This is a genomic window from Pseudomonas sp. yb_2 (genome assembly GCF_043103905.1).
In the GTDB taxonomy this organism is placed as follows: Bacteria; Pseudomonadota; Gammaproteobacteria; order Pseudomonadales; family Pseudomonadaceae; genus Aquipseudomonas; species Aquipseudomonas alloputida.
On the sequence record NZ_JBICKH010000033.1, the window covers coordinates 208281 to 227914 of the forward strand.

Here is a 19634-nt window from a genome sequence, read left to right on the forward strand (position 1 = left end):
TATTCAATTGTCCTGGCCCCTCCCAGAGGCCTGGCCAGGTACAAGCCAGAACACATTCAGATGTAAACGAGAGTCAGCCTCTCGAGCTGCCCATTCGCCATTACGGCCTTGCGTCAGGCATCACATTCTTAAAATCCAACCGGTTGCCTCTGGGCGACCCTCAAGCAGGAGCCAAACCATGCTGAGCTGGGACGAATTCGACAAAGAAGACGGCGAAGTAGCCGCCAAAGGCAACACCCCTGCGCAGGCCGCTGCCGCCGCCACCCTCGACAAGCTCGACAGCGCCGGTGGTGCCGCCGCCCTGGAGGCCCGTGCGGCCACCGCTTCTGACTCCGAAGCCGTCAAACGTGCCAAGGCTGCCCTCGACGCCCTCGACGTTGCCGAAGGCCTGGCCGAGCTGGAAGGCTCCTCGGCCCGCGTTGCAGTCGATGAAAAGCGCATGATCAACTGCCGCGCCGACCTCAACCAACTGGTACCGTTCAAGTACGACTGGGCCTGGCAGAAGTACCTGGACGGCTGCGCCAACCACTGGATGCCGCAAGAGGTCAACATGACCGCCGACATCGCCCTGTGGAAGAGCCAGGACGGCCTGACCGAAGACGAGCGCCGCATCGTCATGCGCAACCTCGGCTTCTTCTCCACCGCCGACTCGCTGGTTGCCAACAACCTGGCCCTGGCCGTGTACCGCCTGATCACCAACCCGGAGTGCCGCCAGTACATCCTGCGCCAGGCCTTCGAAGAGGCGATCCACACCCACGCCTACCAGTACTGCATCGAGTCGCTGGGCATGGATGAAGGCGAGATCTTCAACATGTACCACGAGATTCCGTCGGTCGCTAAAAAAGCCGCCTGGGGCCTGAAGTACACCCGCGCCATCTCCGACCCGGAATTCAACACCGGCACCGTCGAAACCGACAAAGAGCTGCTGCGCAACCTGATCGCCTACTACTGCGTACTGGAAGGCATCTTCTTCTACTGCGGCTTCACCCAGATCCTGTCCATGGGCCGCCGCAACAAGATGACTGGCGTTGCCGAGCAGTTCCAGTACATCCTGCGTGACGAGTCGATGCACTTGAACTTCGGTATCGACGTGATCAACCAGATCAAGATCGAAAACCCGCACCTGTGGGATGCGGCGATGAAGGAAGAAGCGACCCAGATGATCCTGCAAGGGACCCAGCTGGAGATCGAATACGCCCGAGACACCATGCCACGCGGCGTGCTGGGCATGAACGCAGCGATGATGGAGGATTACCTCAAGTTCATTGCTAACCGTCGTTTGACTCAGATTGGTTTGAAAGAAGAGTATCCGGGGACTACCAACCCGTTCCCATGGATGAGCGAGATCATGGACTTGAAGAAGGAGAAGAACTTCTTTGAGACGCGTGTGATCGAGTATCAGACGGGTGGGGCGTTGAGCTGGGATTGATTGACCGGGCTGAGCATCAACAAGGCTGCCAAATGGCAGCCTTTTTATTGCCTGGCAGAAGCAGAACAGGACGTTTCCTACGGCTGCCGACCTTGCCTGTTTTTGGACATCGCGATAACGTTTTCCGGCGCTTAAGAACGCTCACATAGCGGAATCCCGTTCTCGTCAGAAACGGCTCTCCCCCATCAGGATGGCCAAACATGGACAATCTTGATACCCCACCCTCTTCATCCGCCACAACCGCCCCTCCACACTATCTGGCCCGAATCCCAAGCCTGGTTCTGCGCCCACGAACTCGGCCGGCTGAGCGGTCATTTCTTCGACGAACAATGCATGCGCAAGCTCGACCCGGATCAGTACCGCACTGTGCCGCTAGTGCGCTATGGCAAATACCAGGAGACCACCATGGTCAGTGAGTCCGGGGCCTAGACCTTGCCGGCGCATCACCATGTGCCAGAGAACCGCCATTTGCGCTGGCGCAAGTGTGCAGCGGGCGTTGCGGATGCATGGGGTTTTGCGGGCGTTTTTTGCCTGTTCTGGCCCTTTCGCGGTGAACCCGCTCCCACACCGAACTCGGATGCCTGGACTGACCAGAGGCCATTTCCGCAGCAAATCGGGCTTATATTTTCGATAACTCCGGAGATGAGTCTGTCTTTCTTGCGGAGATTACTGATGGTGCCACGCTGGAGTTTCATCAGGACGACATGCCAGATTGGTTCATCAACGCCTATCTGAGCCGAGTTTGGGAATTTTGATGTACTGGCTGAAGACAAGAGGAGTGCGACGGCACAGCTTCTGATTTCTTGCATAAACTGCTGGAGCTAGGGAGCGCTCGATCTCATCCGGTCAGTCGCTCCGCAAAAGAAGAGGCCCCGCCCACGCCGACAAGAGGGGTACGGCACAACGAGGTGCCGGGACTGGACATGCCAGTCTACGTGGTCGAGGGCGAGGCCAGAACTGAAAATAGCGCAGGGTTGCGGCCGGGTCTACAGGCGATTGGATTGAATTTGTAAACCATGTCCTCTCCACACCCTCTGGCTCGAATCCCAAGCCTGGTTCTGCGCCCACGAACTCGGCCGGCTGAGCGGTCATTTCTTCGACGAACACTGCATGCCCGAGCTCGACCCGGATCAGTACCGCACGGTGCAACTGCTGCGCTATGGCAAGGACCAGGAGACCACCATGGTCAGCGAGTCCGGGGCCTATACCTTGTACAAAGCACTGATCTTGGGGGTTCTGCAATGATGGATTGTTTGCCGGGGCGGCTGTGCGGCCCTTTCGCGGCACAAGGCCATTCAGGGAAGCGCGTAGCACGGGAGATTTGCCAAGATAGCTGGCGGCCGTGGCGCCAGGGAGCGCTCGATCTTAGCCGGGAAGCGTTGCGGAAAAGGAAGAGGCCTCGCCCACGCCGACAGGAGGGGTACGGCACCAACGAGGATGCCGGGACTGGACATGCCAGTCTGAGTGGTCGAGGGCGAGGCCAGATCTGAAGATAGCGCATGCTCGCGGATGGGACCACTGCTGATTCGATTTGATTTGTAAACCATGTCCCCGGTTTGAGGTGCGAGGCAGGCAATGGGGGCACGCCCGCACAGAGGATCGCGTACGGCGCGAGAGCCCCAGTCGTAGTATGTCTGTACAGAGTCCACGGCAGAGCTTCTGCAGCCCGGATTTTGGGTCCTTGGACCTTTATTACTCAGCTATCAGCCGTTGACAGCCCATCTTCCCCTTGCTAATAATCACCCATAGTTGTACGACAACACATAACAAAAACAACAAGCCGTGGACGAACCCATGTCGACACCCATCCCGCTGCACCCGCACCTGTTGCCCCCCCTCTTCCCCCGGCCAGCTCGCGTACGCCTGCCAGTACGTAGCGCCCGGTTACCGCGCGTTCACCCCTGGCCCTGACCGGCCCGTTATCTACCCGCCCCTGCCGCAGGCCGCTTGCGCGTGCCCGGTGGACGGGCTGCCACACCCTTAGGGAGCACAACAATAATGAAAATCTGCCACACCCTGCCCTTCGCCCTGCTTGGCGCCGGGGTTATCGCCGGCCTGCCGGGCACCAGCCTGGCCGCGGGATTTGTCGAGGACGGCAAGGCCACCCTCGGGCTGCGCAACTTCTACATCAATCGAAACTTCACCAACCCCAGCAACCCGCAAAGCAAGGCCGAGGAGTGGACGCAAAGCTTCATCCTCGACGCCCGCTCGGGGTTCACAGAAGGGCCAATCGGCTTCGGCGTGGATGTGCTGGGGCTGTGGTCGGTCAAGCTCGACGGTGGTGGCGGCACTTATGGTACGGCGTTGCTGCCACGCCATGACGATGGCCGGCCAGCCGACGATTACGGGCGCCTGGCAGTGGCGGGTAAGGCGCGTATTTCCAAGACCGAACTGAAGATCGGTGAATGGATGCCGGTGCTGCCGATTCTGCGTTCGGACGACGGGCGTTCGTTGCCGCAAACATTCCGTGGCGGGCAGGTGACCTCCAACGAAATCGCAGGGCTGACCCTGTACGGCGGCCAGTTCCGCGGCAACAGCCCGCGTAACGACGCGAGCATGGAAGACATGAGCTACGGCGGCGGTGTGTCGGACCGTTTCAACTTCGTCGGCGGCGAGTACAAGTTCAACCAGGACCGCACGCAGGTGGGGCTTTGGAATGCGGTGCTGAAGGACGTGTACCAGCAGCAATACCTGCAACTGAGCCACAGCCAGCCGGTGGGTGACTGGACCCTGGGTGCGAACCTGGGCTACTTCCATGGCGACGAGGACGGCTCCGAACGTGCCGGGCAGCTGGACAACAAGACCTACTCGGGGATGTTCTCGGCCAAGTACGGCGGCAGCACCTTCTGGGTGGGGCTGCAGAAAGTCGATGGTGATACCTGGATGCGGGTGAACGGCACCAGTGGCGGGACCTTGGCCAACGACAGTTACAACTCCAGCTTCGACAATGCCAACGAGCGTTCGTGGCAGGTGCGCCATGACTTCAACTTCGTCACCGTCGGGGTACCGGGGTTGACCCTGATGAACCGCTACATCAGCGGGCGCGATGTGCACAGCGGGGGCGTGACCGATGGCAAGGAGTGGGTGCGTGAAACGGAGCTTGCGTATGTGATCCAGAGCGGGGCGTTCAAGGATTTGAGCGTGAAATGGCGTAACTCGTCGATTCGCCGGGATTACAGCAATAACGAGTTCGATGAGAACCGGTTGATCTTCAACTATCCGCTGTCGTTGCTCTGATCAAGATCTGCGGGTTTACCCGCGAATACGGTGGTGGCGGCAACGGCGAACGGCGGGTGAAAACTGGCCAGCAGGGCCGGCCCATTCGCGGGTAAACCCGCTCCTACACAGCGGCCTGCGCCCAACCTCCGATGTGTGTCCACCATTGATCAGGTGTAGGAGCGGGTTTACCCGCGAATACGGTGGCGGCGGCAACGGTGAACGGCGGGTGGAAATTGGCCAGCAGGCCTGGCCCTTTCGCGGGTAAACCCGCTCCTACGGGCGACCGCGCAGGCCTTTCGCATTTCTTACCCGCGAAAGGCCGGCAAAAGCCGCCCAAGCCTCATTGACAACACACAGAACCACCGCCAATAATCACCCAAGTCATACGACAACCTACAACAACTAACAACAAGAGCCGGCCATGACCACTACCCCCTTCAATCGCCTGCTGCTCACCGGAGCCGCAGGCGGCCTGGGCAAGGTCCTTCGCGAACGCCTGAAAGGCTACGCCGAGGTCCTGCGCCTGTCTGACATCAGCCCCATGGCCCCGGCCGCGGGGCCGCATGAAGAAGTCATTACCTGTGACCTGGCCGACAAGGCTGCGGTGCATACCCTGGTCGAGGGCGTAGACGCCATCATCCACTTTGGCGGGGTTTCTACCGAACACGCCTTCGAAGAGATTCTCGGCCCCAATATCTGCGGCGTGTTCCACGTGTACGAGGCGGCGCGCAAGCACGGGGTCAAGCGCATCATCTTCGCCAGCTCCAACCACACCATCGGTTTCTATCGCCAGGATGAGCGCATCGACGCTCACGCGCCGCGCCGGCCCGACAGCTATTACGGGCTGTCCAAGTGCTACGGCGAAGATGTGGCCAGCTTCTACTTTGACCGCTACGGCATCGAGACCGTCAGCATTCGCATCGGCTCGTCGTTCCCGCAGCCACAGAACCTGCGCATGCTCTGCACCTGGCTCAGTTACGACGACCTGGTGCAGTTGATCGAACGCGGGCTGTTCACCCCCGGGGTTGGCCACACCATCGTCTACGGCGCCTCCGACAATCGCACCGTGTGGTGGGACAACCGCCATGCCGCGCACCTGGGCTATGTACCCAAGGACAGCTCCGAAACCTTCCGCGCAGCCGTGGAGGCCCAACCGGCACCCGCCGCCGATGACCCGAGCATGGTCTACCAGGGCGGCGCTTTCGCCGTGGCCGGCCCGTTCAACTGACCCCACGCCAGGAGGCACGGCCATGAACTGCGAACTGATCGTCGACGCCCGCAACGGTACCGGCGAAAGCCCTGTGTGGCACCCCGGTGAACAGGCCCTGTACTGGGTAGACATTCCCGCTCGCCAATTGCATCGCTGGCAAGCGGCCGATGGCAAACACCAGTGCTGGCAGGGCGACGAGATGCTGGCCTGCATCGCCCGCAGCGGTCAGGGCTGGGTTGCGGGCATGGAAAGCGGCATTTTCCAGCTCCAGGCCAAGGCGGACGGCAGCCTGGACAGCCGGCTGCTCAGCAACGTGCAGCACGCCCAGGCCGGCATGCGCTTCAACGATGGCCGCTGCGACCGTCAGGGCCGCTTCTGGGCCGGGACCATGCTGCTGGACATGCAGCAAGGCGCCCATGTGGGTGCGCTGTACCGGCATGACGGCGAAGGCCACCTGCACCTGCAGCAGGACGGCATGATCGTGCCCAATGGCCTGGCGTTCAGCCCCGACGGCAAGCGCATGTACCTGTCCGACTCGCACCCGAACGTGCAGAAGGTATGGGCTTTCGACTACGACACCGACAGCGGCACACCGCACGGCAAGCACCTGTTCGTCGACATGCGCAACTACCCCGGCCGCCCGGATGGCGCCGCCATCGACCAGGACGGCTGCTACTGGATCTGCGGCAACGACGCCGGGCAGATCCACCGTTTTACCCCCGAAGGTCGCCTCGACCGATCACTCAGCGTGCCGGTGAAAAAGCCGGCAATGTGCGCCTTTGGCGGCGCCAGCCTGGACATTCTGTACGTCACCTCGATCCGCCCCACGGGCATCGACCTCAGCGACCAGCCCCTGGCTGGCGGGGTATTTGCCCTCGACCCTGGCACCAAGGGCCTGGAGGAACCTGCCTACCGGGGCTGACGCGCCGTGCCACACCCACACTTGCACCCACGAAACCAGATAATAAAAACCACGGAGTTTCATCATGACGTTCAAACGCAAGCTGCTTCTTGCCGTACTCCCGTTCGCCTTCAGCGTGGCCATGCCCGCCTCGGCACTGGACATCAAGTTCGCCGAGATTCACCCGGCCGGGTACCCGACCGTGGTCGCCGAACAGAACATGGGTAAAAAGCTGGAAGACGCCAGCAATGGCGAAATCACCTTCAAGATGTTCGCCGGCGGCGTTCTGGGTTCTGAGAAGGAAGTGATCGAACAGGCACAGATCGGTGCCGTGCAGATGACCCGTGTCAGCTTGGGGATCGTCGGCCCGGTGGTGCCGGATGTGAACGTATTCAACATGCCGTTCGTGTTCCGCGACCATGATCACATGCGCAAGATCATCGACGGCGAGATCGGCCAGGAAATCCTCGACAAGATCACCAATTCCGATTTCAACCTGGTGGCCCTGGCCTGGATGGATGGCGGCTCGCGCAGCATCTACACGAAAAAGCCGGTGCGCAGCCTGGAAGACCTCAAGGGCATGAAGATTCGCGTACAGGGCAACCCGCTGTTCATCGACATGATGAACGCCATGGGCGGCAACGGCATCGCCATGGACACCGGGGAAATCTTCAGCGCCCTGCAGACTGGCGTGATCGATGGCGCCGAAAACAATCCGCCCACGCTGCTTGAGCACAACCACTTCCAGAGCGCCAAGTACTACACACTCACGGGTCACCTGATCCTCCCGGAGCCGGTAGTGATGTCCAAGACCACCTGGAACAAGCTCAGCCCCGAGCAGCAGGCGCTGGTGAAGAAGGTTGCGCGTGAAGCACAGATGGAAGAGCGCGCGCTGTGGGACGCCAAGTCTGCCGCCAGCGAAGAGAAGCTCAAGGCCGCCGGTGTCGAGTTCATTACCGTCGACAAGAAGCCGTTCTACGACGCCACGGCTTCGGTACGCGAAAAATACGGCGCGCAGTACGCCGACCTGATGAAGCGTATCGACGCCGTCCAGTAACAGCCGCCCTTGCCCAATCGACCTCGGCAGTGCGGCGCCCGCCGCCCTGCCGCTTTGGTGATGCCTATGAAATCGCTTTTCCTGAGCGTGAACGACACGCTGTACCGCAGTTGCATCTGGATCGCGGGCCTGTCGATCCTGGCCATGACGCTGATCATCCCGTGGGGCATCTTCGCCCGCTACGTGCTGGGCACCGGCTCCAGCTGGCCAGAACCAGTCTCTATCCTTCTGATGGTGGTATTCACCTTCGTTGGTGCCGCCGCCAGCTATCGCGCCGGGGCGCATATGGCGGTTGGGATGATTACCGACCGGTTGCCGCCGCTGCAGCGCCAGCTGGTCGCCCTGCTGGTTCAACTGCTGATGATCGTGGTGTGCGTGTTCATGACCTATTACGGCACCCGGCTGTGCATCACCACCTGGAACCAGTCGCTGGCCTCGCTGCCCGGCGTGCGGGTCGGCATGACCTACGCGCCGATCCCGGTCGGCGGCGTACTGACGCTGGTGTTCGTGCTGGAAAAACTCCTGCTGGGCGATCAGAGCAACCGCAAGGTCGTGCGCTTTGATCTGGTCGAAGAAAACGAAGGAGCTGCGTAAATGGAAGCGTTCATTCTGTTGGGCAGTTTCATCGTGCTGATTCTGATCGGCATGCCGGTAGCCTACGCCCTGGGCCTGTCGGCACTGATCGGCGCCTGGTGGATCGACATCCCGCTGCAGGCGATGATGATCCAGGTGGCCAGTGGTGTTAACAAGTTCTCGCTGCTGGCCATTCCATTCTTCGTGCTGGCCGGCGCGATCATGGCCGAAGGCGGCATGTCGCGGCGGCTGGTGGCCTTTGCCGGGGTGCTGGTGGGCTTCGTGCGTGGCGGGCTGTCGCTGGTCAACATCATGGCCTCGACCTTCTTCGGTGCGATTTCCGGCTCGTCGGTAGCCGATACCGCCTCGGTGGGCTCGGTGCTGATCCCGGAGATGGAGCGCAAAGGCTACCCGCGTGAATTTTCCACCGCCGTGACCGTCAGTGGCTCGGTGCAGGCGCTGCTGACCCCGCCCAGCCACAACTCGGTGCTGTACTCGCTGGCGGCGGGCGGCACGGTATCCATTGCCTCGCTGTTCATGGCGGGTATCATGCCCGGGTTGCTTCTGAGCGCAGTGATGATGGGCCTGTGCCTGATCTTCGCGAAGAAGCGCAACTACCCCAAAGGTGAAGTCATCCCGCTGCGCGAGGCGCTGAAAATTGCCGGTGAGGCGCTGTGGGGCCTGATGGCCATGGTCATCATTCTCGGCGGTATCCTGTCGGGGGTGTTCACCGCGACCGAATCGGCAGCCGTGGCGGTGGTGTGGTCATTCTTCGTGACCATGTTCATCTACCGCGACTACAAGTGGCGCGACCTGCCCAAGCTGATGCACCGCACAGTACGGACCATCTCCATCGTGATGATCCTGATCGGCTTTGCCGCCAGCTTCGGCTACGTGATGACGCTGATGCAGATCCCGTCGAAGATCACCACCGCGTTCCTGACCCTGTCGGACAACCGCTACGTGATCCTGATGTGCATCAACTTCATGCTGATGCTGCTGGGCACGGTGATGGACATGGCGCCGCTGATCCTGATTCTTACCCCGATCCTGCTGCCGGTGATTACCGGTATCGGCGTGGACCCGGTGCACTTCGGCATGATCATGCTGGTGAACCTGGGGATCGGGCTGATAACGCCACCGGTGGGCGCCGTGCTGTTCGTGGGCTCGGCCATTGGCAAGGTGAGTATCGAGTCGACGGTGAAGGCGCTGATGCCGTTCTACCTGGCGCTGTTCCTGGTGCTGATGGCAGTGACTTACATTCCAGCGATCTCGCTGTGGCTGCCTAGCGTGGTGCTGTAATTATGACCGGGGGCCGCTTGGCGGCCCCTGGGCTCTTGCAAATGGATCCTGCACATGGCTGTTCCCTCCTCGGCTGTACCGCTTTTCCCACGCAAACTAGCCATCGCCCTGCTCGCCCTCCTGGCCTGTTCATTCGCTGGCAACCACATCGCCGCGCGCATCGCCTTCGATGACGGCACCGGCGTGCTGCTGGCGATTCTCTGCCGCTCAGGCATCACGTTCCTGGTACTGGCCGGGCTGCTGCTGTGGCAACGCCAGGCCCTGGCCCTGCCCGCCGGTGCGCGCCGGTGGCAGCTGCTGCTCGGCCTGCTGATTGCCACCCAGAGCCTGTGCCTGTACTCGGCGGTGGCGCGTATTCCAGTGGCTTTGGCGCTGCTGGTGGGCAACACCTTCCCGATGCTGCTGGCGCTGCTCACCTGGGCGCTGGGCGGCGCACGCCCCACGGGCCGCACCGTGCTGTTCATGGGCCTGATCCTGTGCGGCCTGGTGCTGGCGCTGGATGTGCCGGCACGCCTGGCCGACAGCGGTGCGGCCAACCCGCACTGGGTGCCAGGGGTCAGCCTGGCCTTCGGCGCCGCCTGTGCCTTTGCCTGCGCCTTGTGGATCACCGACCATAAACTGGCCAGCGTGCGCGGCCCCGTGCGCAGCCTGCTGACTTTGCTGATCGTGTTCTCCAGCATGCTGGTTGCAGGCGCAAGCGGCGTGATGCCTTCCGGTTTGTCATTGCCAGGCAGCAGCGGTGGCTGGGCGGCCTTGGCCAGCCTTGTAGTGCTGTATGGCTTGGCCTTCACCTTGCTGTTTGTTTGTGTGCCAAGGCTGAACATGGCGCAGAACGCACCCGTGATGAACGTCGAACCCATCGCCACGCTACTGCTGGGCTGGGCCTTGCTCGACCAGCAACTCGGCACCCTGCAATTACTCGGCGGGGCGGTGGTGGTGTGCGGCATCGTGCTGCTCACCTACCGTCGGGCCAATTGATCATTCATTTAAATGGAGCCTTGAATGTCTTTGACCGAACTGCGCCTGCAGGACCGCCTGACCCGCCTGAGCCTGGCTCCGGAGTTGGGCGCCAGCCTGGTCAACTGGGAAGTGAAAGCGACCGGGCAAGCGCTGCTGCGCCATTCCGACCTGACCGCCCTGGAAAGTGGTACGCCACGACGCCTCGCCTGCTACCCACTGGCGCCTTGGTCCAACCGCATTGGCGAGGGTGGCTTTGCCCGACCCGAGGGGTGGCAGGCACTGGCACCCAATACCGGGCATGACCCTTACCCGATCCATGGCAGTGCCTGGCAGCAGGCCTGGCAGGTGGAGCATCACAGTGAACGGCGAGCAAGGCTGACACTAGACAGTGCTGTGCCATTTGCTTACCGGGCCACGCTGGATGTGCATCTGCATGAGGGGTGCCTGAACCTGGATCTGCATGTAACCCATCTGGATGAGTCGGCCAACTGGTACGGGTTGGGGTTGCACCCCTACTTTCCGCGGTATCCCGATACCAAGTTGTACGCATCGGCACGCAAAGTGTGGCTGGCCGAGGATGGGCGGTTGCCGTCGTACCAGGCCGAGGTGCCCGAACAATGGCGCTTCAATGCCATGGGACGTTTACCCGAGACAGTGGTTGATCACGCCTTCAGTGGCTGGCCAGGCGAGTGCGTGATCGAACATCCCAGCGCGGGTTATCGATTGGCGTGCAGTGCCAATGGGGCCGAACACTTCTTGCTGTACTGCCCGCAGGGGCAAGGTTTTTTCTGCTTTGAGCCGGTTAGCCACCCCATCAATGCGCATCACCTGCCAGGACGACCAGGGTTGCGGTTGCTGCACCGGGGGGAGGCAACGAACTTGGGGTTCAGGATGCAGTATCGGGCGTTGTGAGCGGGCTACCTGAGAAAGGGCCGTCACGATAGCGAACATTGTCCGGCGCCATTTCTCGACGCGCTGCACGACCTCAATCCAGCTGCTGATCGCGCAAGTCTTGCGCCAGCATGTCGATAAAGGCCCTGACTTTGGCCGACCCGTACTTGCTTTCGCGGTGCAGCACATGAATGGGCCAGGGCGCCTCTTCGTACTCTGCCAGCAGCACCTGTAACTGCCCGCTGGCCAGTTCGTCTGCCACCTGGTACGACAGCAGCCGGGCAATCCCCAGCCCGCCGCTGGCAGCTGCGATTGCCCCGTCATTGCTGGTTACCGTCAGCCGTGGCTTCATGCGCACCAAGGTCGGCTCGTCGGTCACTCCGAAGCGCCAACCCGCCCGCGGCGACAGGTTGGTGGTGCCGATTATCGCATGCCCGGCCAGGTCCGACGGGTGCTTCGGCACACCATGGCGCGCCAGGTAATCGGGCGAGGCACACAACATGCGCCGCACCCTGCCCACCCGCAGCGCCTTCAACCCGGAGTCGGGCAACGGCCCGATGCGCACGGCCACGTCCATGCCCTCCTCGACCATGTTCACCACGCGGTCGAGAAAAAACGCGGAAACGTCGACTTCCGGGTACTGCTGCAGGTAACGGACAATGCACGGCATGACGAACTTCTTGCCGAACAAAATCGGCGCGGTCACTGCCAGGTCGCCCCTGGGAGTCGCGTTGATGCCGGCAGCGGCTTCATTGGCCTCGTGGATACTGGCGAGGATGTGCCGGGTGTCTTCCAGATAGCGGCCGCCGGCCTCGGTCAGACGCACGCTGCGTGTTGTGCGCAGCAACAGTTTGACCCCGAGCTGCTCTTCCAGGGCGCTGACGGCGCGGGTGACGGCGGCCGCAGAAATGTCCAGACGGCGGGCAGCCGCGGCGAAGCTTTCCAGCTCGCCGACGGCGACGAATACCTTCATCAGGTGGATCTGGTCCATGCGGGTTCCTGAGGATTATCGGGCGTGCGGATTATCGTTCATCTGGATGCGTGGTGTTAGCTGTGCCGGCCTCTTCGCGGGCAAGCCCGCTCCTACGACTGGCTTGAATCAGACATCCAGCACCAACGCCTGCGTCCCCTCCTCCCCCTTCGCTGGCACAGCACAACAGATCAGCACCGACCCTGCTTCCGGCAACTCTGCCGGCGGATTCGGATAATGCACCTGGCCGCTCACCACCCGGGTCTTGCAGGTACCACACGAACCACCCCGGCAACTGAACTCCGGGGCCAGCCCACGCGCCTCGGCCAGTTCCAGCAAGGTGCCGCTACCGGGTACCCAGCGAGCCTCCTTGGCCGACGCGGCAAAATACACCGGCACCGGTTCGTCAGCGGCAGGTGGCTGTTGCAGGACTGGCTGGTCTGCGTCGGTGTGCCGCCGCAGCGTCGACGGGCCAAACGCTTCGGCGTGAATCCGCGCATCCGGCACATGCACCCCACGCAGCCCTTCGTAAAGCTGCTGGGTGAAGCTGCCCGGGCCACACAGATAGAAATCGTAGTCGTCCAACGCCAGCGTTGCCTTGACCTGTTCGATACCCAACCGGCCGGCAAACTCGTAATCACGACCGACCTGCGCGTGCCCTTCAGGCTGGCTCAGTGCGCGGTGTACCTGCAGTAGATCGCCAGCCTGTTGCCGCAAGGCCGCCAGTTCCTGCTGGAACGGCAAGTCGGCCAGGCTGCGTGCGCCATGGAACAGATGAATGCGCCGGGCCTGCCCTGTCCTCAACTGCTGGCGCAGCATGGCCAGCAACGGCGTGATGCCCACGCCCGCGCCGATCAGCACCAACGGGCGCGTGCTTTGCTGGTCAAGCGTGAAGCTGCCCATCGGCGGGCGCACATTCAACACATCGCCGGCCACAACGCGCTCATGCAAATACCGCGAAGCCGGGCCCTGGGCTTTGACGCTGATGCGCAAGAATCCATCGTCGGGGGCACTTGAAAGGCTGTAGGTACGGATCAGCGCCGACTCGCCATCACGCGGCACTTGCACAGGCAGATGCTGGCCAGGGGCAAAGGCCACACGGCAGCCTGCCGGTGGTTCGAGATAGAACGAGCGGATGTCGCGGCTTTCCCGCTCCACCCGCAGCACCTGCCAGGCCAGCCATTGGCGCTGTTGTTGCCGCTGCTCCAGGCGCGCATCGGCCTCGGCCCAGGTACCAGTCATCAGACTGGTCGGCGCGTACTCCTTGAAAGCCCAGCGCAGGGCAACGGCTGCCGGACGCCACACCACCTTCTCGACCTGCAGTGTCCATAACCGCTCAGCGCCTTCAAAAGCCTGGATGGCCGGGCTGTCCAGCAGCACCTCGGCACGCCCGTACAGTTGCAACACATTGCCATTTTTGAAGTCGATGAACAGCAAGCCGGCCCGCGGGTTGACCACCAGGTTGCCCAAGGTGTTGAAATGCAGATTGCCAGCATAGTCGGGAATCGTGAGCCGATTGCCTTCGACCTTGATGAACCCTGGCCGGCCACCACGGTGGGAGACATCCACCGAGCGCTGGCCGTCAGCATGCTCGACATAGCTGGCGACGAAGAAGGTATCGGCCGCCTGGATCATGCTGACGGTTGAAGTATCCAGTGTTGTCGCATCGATGCGCCCGAGGGCGGGTTCGGTGACGCGGGTGTAGTCACGCAACTGGATGTACTGCGGGCAGTTGCCAAACGCCTGCTCTACGGCCACTTGCAGTTGCCCTTGGGCAGCGTGGCGGATCTGCCCGTTGATGCGATTGCGCCGACGGGTGTGCAGTTCGATCCCCAGCAGGCCGACCGCCTGCCCGGCTGCCAACCCGGGGGTGGCGGGGTCATCTGCTGGCAACGTGGTGTGGATCGTCAGCATACGAGGGTCAGGCGAGCTTACGAACCCTTCTGGCCCTTCCAGCAGCGTGGCCCAAGGCCGCCCCTGGGCATCCACACTGGCGGCGACCATGAACGGTAACTGGTGATAGAACGATCGGTGCTGGTCGGGCATGTGGTCACGAATGACCTTTTGCCCGAACGCCTCCATGCGTTCTGCTACACCGACCTTTTCCTGCAGGGTCTTTTCACCCGCATGCCAGGGCGAGGGGCGGTGATCAGGAGATTGTTGCATGGCGGCGTTCCTCGCGATGGCGGGGTTTCAGGCGTGGGTTTGCAGCCCGATCACGGTGCGCGGCATGGGGACGAAACGCGGCAGCGCCTCGATCCGCGCCAGCCAGTTGCGCACATTGGCATAGGGCTCCAGCGACACGTTGCCTTCGGGGGCGTGAGCGATGTACGAGTAGTTGGCAATGTCCGCTATGGTGGGTGTGCTACCCGTCAGGAATGGCGTGTTGGCCAACTCGGCATCGATCACCTTGAGCAAGGTGTGGGCGCGGGAAATCACTTCGTCGGTATTGAACGAAGCCCCGAACACCGTGACCAGGCGGGCGGCTGCCGGGCCAAAGGCCAGCGGGCCTGCGGCGACCGATAGCCAGCGTTGCACCCGGGCGGCGGCGGCAGGTTCTTCGGGCAGCCAGGTACCGTTGTCATACTTTTTGGCCAGGTAGACGAGGATGGCGTTGGAGTCGGCAATCACGGTGCCGTTGTCATCGATGACTGGAACCTGGCCGAATGGGTTGAGGGCGAGGAAGTCCGGCTGCTTGTGCGCGCCTTTGGCCAGATCGACGAACACCAGCTCGGTGGGCAGGTTCAGTAGCGAGAGCATCAACTCGATGCGATGGGCGTGGCCAGACTTGGGGAAGTTGTAGAGCTTGATCGGGTTCGACATGGGCTTGGCTCCTGGTCAGCGCCGGGATGGGGCTGATGGAGCACATGCTGCACTGGATCGGCTGGTAGCAGAATCAGTGCGCAGGGGAAACCATAATTTCGCTGGGCGGAATAATGGTTTCCAAACACTTGCACTGGCGCCTGCAGGTGAGCGCTAGCCAACGATCCGATCAGTGCAGTTTTTTGAAATGTCGGTACAGCCCACGCGCAGCCTCGACCACCTGCGGCACACAGGCCTGGATATCCTCATCGCTCATCTGGTCCAGCAGCTCGAAATTATCCTCCAGCCCATGTAGCGAAATGGCCTTGAGCAGCGGGTCCTGCTCCGGTGGCAACTCGCCCCAACCGGCCACCTGGGTACCGCGCATGAAGCCGAAACACCACTCCTCCATCACGATCACAGTGCCCTGCTCGCCTTCGCGTTCCTCGAACAGCGGCTCGAACTGGTCGACATCATTGCTCAGTTCTTCTGCCACCTGGCTGGCATAACGCAGCATCAATGCCGTGTAGGCCTCCTCATGGGCGGGTTTCTTGAACTTCGGTACCTTGCCACCCGCCACCGCCGGCAGCCATTGCTCCGGGAGGACAGTGACCGGCGAACTGGCCAGTGCGACGAAAAAGCCATTGAGCTCGGCCAGGTTCAGCACCGAGTAGTCGTTGCCATAGGTGATCAGCAGGTCTTCAAGGCGGTCGAGTTCTTTTTCGCTGAGTACGGGGAGCATGGGTAAGAATCCTGGGAAGCAAAAGTGTGTGCACCCTAGCACAGCAACGCCGGAAGGGCTGCCCGCGCGAACACCCGCGCGGGCAGATGGTCCAGGGCTGCAACCAGTCCTGCAGCTCATGTTGCCGATCGGTGCCTATCAGCAGCCACAGCAAGATGCGGCATTTGCGCGGGCAGAGTTGCCCAGCCATGTAGACGCCTTTTTTCTGCAGGTCGATCTCTGCACCAGCAAACCCGTAGGTTGCCCGGGCTGTAGGCCCCCTACCTGTGCGCGTAGCAACCATGACCGGCAAGGTGGGCGCCAGGTGTTCCAGCACTTCGGACCAACTGGCGGAAACATGCCCAGCACCGAAACCGGCGATGACCAACCCCTCATAACCCAATGTGGCCACAGCCTGCAGCAGCGCCGTGTCTGCGTCCAGGCAGGCTTCCAGCAGGGCAACGCGCTGGTCGGTGCGATAGGGTAACGGCAACACTTTCCGTCGCCCGGGCGGATGGCGATACAACACAACACCCTCCACAACGTCGCCCAACGGGCCACATCCGGGCGACTCGAATGCCGCCATCGCCAGGCTGGCCGTCTTGCGAACCCTTGCCGCGCAGTGGACCTGATCATTCATGACCACAAGCACACCTCGCCCACGGCTGTCTTGTGCCAATGCAACCTGAGCCGCAGCCAACAAGTTGGCCGGCCCATCATTGCCCGGCTGACTCGCCGAGCGCATGGCACCGGTCATCACCAATGGCACATCGAATGGCCAGAGCAGATCCAGGAAATAGGCCGTTTCCTCAAGGCTGTCGGTCCCTTGGCTCAATACCAAGGCCTGAGCCCCGCGCTCCACCTCGCCCCGGGCCCATGCCAGCACCTCCAGCAACGTCGCGAAGCCCAGCGATGCACTGGGGAGCAGGCACAATGAAGCAACGTTCAACTGCGCCATCTCGCGCAACTGTGGAACCTGAAGCAATTGCCGCTCACAATCCAGGCTTGGCGTTACACCATCCCCGACAGCACAGGCCTGCATACTGACCGTGCCGCCCAGAGTAGCGATCGACAGCCTGGGCAGGCTCGAATGTTCACTCATGCTTCTCCCCCCACAAGCAACCCGACTACCGGCACGATGCCAAGCGTGCAGATGGCCATCGACACCACATTGCCGATGTAGCCATGCACATAGGCCGGCAACCGCTGAGTGATCGCCACTGCCAGCGGCGGAGCCACCAGTGCACCCAGCACTGCACTGGCCACCACCACTTGCCAGCTGCCGCCATGTGTCAACACCGCGGCCGGGACGATCGACACAATCGGAATGTAGGTAGGGTACCACCCACGGGCTTTCCACTGTCCACGCCAGAGTACAACCCCGACCAGGGATGCCAGGGCCTGCCCGGCCACCATCTGCATCACCAGCATAGAACCGCAGGACAGTGCAGCCGGGCTCAACAGGTAAGCCAGCAACACACCCAGCAGTAGCCCGAGGCTGGCCAGTTCATTACCAAAGAATGGGGCTTCGCTGAAGTCGGCCAGAACGCGCCGCAAAGTCCAGACCACACCGTAGTCAGGCTGATTGACAACCGGCTCCACGACGGTGGGTTCACGGCATTGGCGTACCCATGAAGGAAAGCGCTTGCACAGGATGAAGGCCACGACGCTTGCCACAGCCATGCCACTCACATTGCCCACTACCACTGGCAACTGCAGGGGATAACACAGGTAATTGACCATCAGCAGGCTGGCCGGTGTTACCAGTAGTGCCCCCAGTAGCGCCCCTGTGATCGTCACCCGCCAGCCCGCACCAAAAAGCAAGACCATGGCTGCCGGCAATGACACGAAGGCAACGAAGGTGGGTTGCCAGGTGCCACTGGCCAAGGTCCATCCCCACAACACATGGCTAAGCAGCAAGCCCAAAAGCGAGCTGGTAAACACCCATGGCCATAATCCGCTGCCATAGCAGATGGCAAAGCCCTGCCACCGGTACCCTCGCACCTGCGCCCAGTGCGCCAGGCACGCGCCCAGCAGCAAGCCCAGCGCGGGTAGTTCGTGCTTGTAGAAAGCCACTTCACTGATATCACCAACAATCCAGCGCAAGCGGCTGAGCGGCTCATCGAGCGTCACCACCCTCTGTGCATAATCCAGCCATTGGCCATGGCCAAGGCTTGCAGCGAGAAACACCAGCAGGCAGCCGAAGATCAACACAAGCCAATACTGCTGTCGTGATAAGAAGAGCGTGTTCATTCGCAACTCCTCAACGTGGCATAGGTGCATGCAAGCGATAGCCAAGGGTGACATCGTAGAGGTCGGTGCGCCGGTCTCTTGGCAGGTCGTTGAGGCTGTTCCAGATCGGTGCCGAGCGTGCACTGCTCAAATCGACATCGGCATAGATGATCTCCTCGGCTTCTGCACTGCCCACCTCGCCGATCGGCCAGCCATTGGTACCGGCGATCAGCGAGCAGCCCAGGAAGCGCCCGCCCCGCTCGCTGCCGACACGGTTCGCGGCGGCGATATAAACGTTGTTGACATGCGCTGCCGTCATGGTCAGGTACGAGGCCATGCAGCGCCCTGCATCATCGAACAAAGGCGGCGGGGTCCATACCCAGTTGTTGAGGCTGCAGATGATGTCGGCACCTTGTGCGGCCATCACCCGTGGTACTTCCGGGAACCAGATGTCCCAGCAGATCAGCAGGCCGATACGGCCGATAGGCGTCTCGAATACCGGGAACCCCAGGTCACCGGGGGTGAACCAAAGCTTTTCCTGGTTCCACAGATGCGCTTTGCGGTAATGCCCAAGCAGGCCTTCGGGGCCAAACAGGACAGCACTGTCGTAGAGCTTCAGCCCGTCGCGTTCTGCAAACCCCGCAGCCAGGTATACCTGGTATTGCCTGGCGAAGTCGGCCCAGGTTTTCAGGCAAGGGCCGTCCTGCAGCACCTGCGCATGGGAATAGGCTTCGGCACGGGAGTTGAAGGTGTAGCCCGTGTTGGCCAGTTCAGGCAGTACGATCAGGTTGGCACCTTCGCGTGCTGCGCGCCGGGCCAATGCCAGGCCTCTGCTCACGTTGCTCTCACAGTGTTCAAGACCGACCTGAGGGTCGTACTGGATGACAGCGATACGTACGGGGCTGACGGGAGAACAGGATTCAGACATGGCGGCTTCCTTCTTGTGGTTGTTTTGGAAGGACGCCAGTAAAGCGATGTTGGGTCAGGGAGCGACAGTCAGAAGAGTCCTATGGAACCAAAGGAAAATCACACAACGGCGGTAGGACTCACCCTACAAAATGCCTCGTACGCCGTTGGCAGCGAAGGGTCGATGGCCAGATCGGCAGGATGGTTGTGTGTTGAACCAATAGTCATGATCTCGTGTTCTCCATGAGTAGAGAACCTGAGAATGATCAATTGCAAGAGGCGTGAAGTGGTTGCTATGTAGCACCTGCCGGCACCTACAGGATCGTGTGATACCTGTGGGTGCCGGCTTACTGCGATAAGGTCGTTAGGCCTTACACCGCCAGCGCGCGCTCACGCAGCTCGCTGTTGAGGATGCGGTCGTTCTCGCTGTAATCGACCGGGCAGTCGATCACGTGCACACC

Annotated in this window: 17 protein-coding genes and 1 pseudogene; 10 read left to right on the top strand and 8 right to left on the bottom strand. The window is 61.7% G+C overall.

The features are described from left to right. Positions 1–178 precede the first annotated feature (178 nt). The 10 genes from ACF8FB_RS07995 to ACF8FB_RS08040 all read left to right on the top strand — a co-directional run bounded on the left by ACF8FB_RS07995 (position 179) and on the right by ACF8FB_RS08040 (position 11563). Positions 179–1429: a ribonucleotide-diphosphate reductase subunit beta gene (locus ACF8FB_RS07995; protein ID WP_003254823.1), complete on the top strand. Its 1251-nt coding sequence runs from the start codon at positions 179–181 to the stop codon at positions 1427–1429. Positions 1430–2539: 1110 nt separating this feature from the next. Beyond that, complete coding sequence (locus ACF8FB_RS08000; protein ID WP_010952328.1) at positions 2540–2674, top strand: hypothetical protein; 135 nt, start codon at positions 2540–2542, stop codon at positions 2672–2674. 753 nt (positions 2675–3427) lie between these two features. Next, positions 3428–4666: an OprD family porin gene (locus ACF8FB_RS08005; RefSeq protein ID WP_010952327.1), complete on the top strand. Its 1239-nt coding sequence runs from the start codon at positions 3428–3430 to the stop codon at positions 4664–4666. 403 nt (positions 4667–5069) lie between these two features. Continuing rightward, complete coding sequence (locus tag ACF8FB_RS08010; RefSeq protein ID WP_010952325.1) at positions 5070–5876, top strand: NAD(P)-dependent oxidoreductase; 807 nt, start codon at positions 5070–5072, stop codon at positions 5874–5876. A 22-nt stretch (positions 5877–5898) separates the two neighbouring features. Next, positions 5899–6780 carry an SMP-30/gluconolactonase/LRE family protein gene (locus tag ACF8FB_RS08015; RefSeq protein WP_010952324.1) on the top strand — a complete coding sequence of 294 codons (882 nt, stop codon included), beginning with the start codon at positions 5899–5901 and terminating at the stop codon, positions 6778–6780. A gap of 64 nt (positions 6781–6844) precedes the next feature. Next, a complete protein-coding gene (locus tag ACF8FB_RS08020; RefSeq protein ID WP_010952323.1) occupies positions 6845–7816 on the top strand; it encodes a TRAP transporter substrate-binding protein in 972 nt (323 codons plus the stop codon). Between the two features lie 66 nt (positions 7817–7882). After that, entirely contained in the window at positions 7883–8410 is a 528-nt protein-coding gene (locus tag ACF8FB_RS08025) for a TRAP transporter small permease (protein ID WP_003254832.1), read from the top strand. Further along, a complete protein-coding gene (locus ACF8FB_RS08030; protein ID WP_010952322.1) occupies positions 8411–9691 on the top strand; it encodes a TRAP transporter large permease in 1281 nt (426 codons plus the stop codon). Positions 9692–9745: 54 nt separating this feature from the next. Then, complete coding sequence (locus ACF8FB_RS08035) at positions 9746–10669, top strand: EamA family transporter (protein WP_010952321.1); 924 nt, start codon at positions 9746–9748, stop codon at positions 10667–10669. 24 nt (positions 10670–10693) lie between these two features. Further along, on the top strand, positions 10694–11563 hold the full coding sequence (locus tag ACF8FB_RS08040; RefSeq protein WP_392511178.1) for an aldose 1-epimerase: 870 nt from the start codon (positions 10694–10696) through the stop codon (positions 11561–11563). 73 nt (positions 11564–11636) lie between these two features. On the opposite strand, the gene ACF8FB_RS08045 is transcribed toward ACF8FB_RS08040, so the two are convergent. The 8 genes and pseudogenes from ACF8FB_RS08045 to ACF8FB_RS08080 form a co-directional block, all read right to left on the bottom strand. Next, a complete protein-coding gene (locus tag ACF8FB_RS08045) occupies positions 11637–12533 on the bottom strand; it encodes a LysR family transcriptional regulator (RefSeq protein WP_003254840.1) in 897 nt (298 codons plus the stop codon). A 108-nt stretch (positions 12534–12641) separates the two neighbouring features. Next, on the bottom strand, positions 12642–14678 hold the full coding sequence (locus ACF8FB_RS08050) for a pyridoxamine 5'-phosphate oxidase family protein (protein ID WP_392511179.1): 2037 nt from the start codon (positions 14676–14678) through the stop codon (positions 12642–12644). Between the two features lie 27 nt (positions 14679–14705). Next, on the bottom strand, positions 14706–15335 hold the full coding sequence (locus ACF8FB_RS08055) for a glutathione S-transferase family protein (RefSeq protein ID WP_010952317.1): 630 nt from the start codon (positions 15333–15335) through the stop codon (positions 14706–14708). A 169-nt stretch (positions 15336–15504) separates the two neighbouring features. Continuing rightward, positions 15505–16056 (bottom strand): UPF0149 family protein, encoded by a 552-nt coding sequence (locus ACF8FB_RS08060; protein WP_350298211.1) that lies wholly within the window; start codon positions 16054–16056, stop codon positions 15505–15507. A gap of 94 nt (positions 16057–16150) precedes the next feature. Next, positions 16151–17137 (bottom strand): annotated as a pseudogene (locus ACF8FB_RS08065) (asparaginase); the annotation flags it as partial. Then, positions 17134–18288 (bottom strand): hypothetical protein, encoded by a 1155-nt coding sequence (locus ACF8FB_RS08070; RefSeq protein ID WP_392511180.1) that lies wholly within the window; start codon positions 18286–18288, stop codon positions 17134–17136. The pseudogene ACF8FB_RS08065 and the gene ACF8FB_RS08070, both read right to left, overlap by 4 nt. 10 nt (positions 18289–18298) lie before the next feature. Beyond that, a complete protein-coding gene (locus tag ACF8FB_RS08075; protein ID WP_392510246.1) occupies positions 18299–19195 on the bottom strand; it encodes a nitrilase family protein in 897 nt (298 codons plus the stop codon). Positions 19196–19544: 349 nt separating this feature from the next. Further along, positions 19545–19634, bottom strand: a 90-nt coding sequence (locus tag ACF8FB_RS08080) for a hypothetical protein (RefSeq protein WP_232856785.1), incomplete at its 5' end; no start/stop codon positions are given.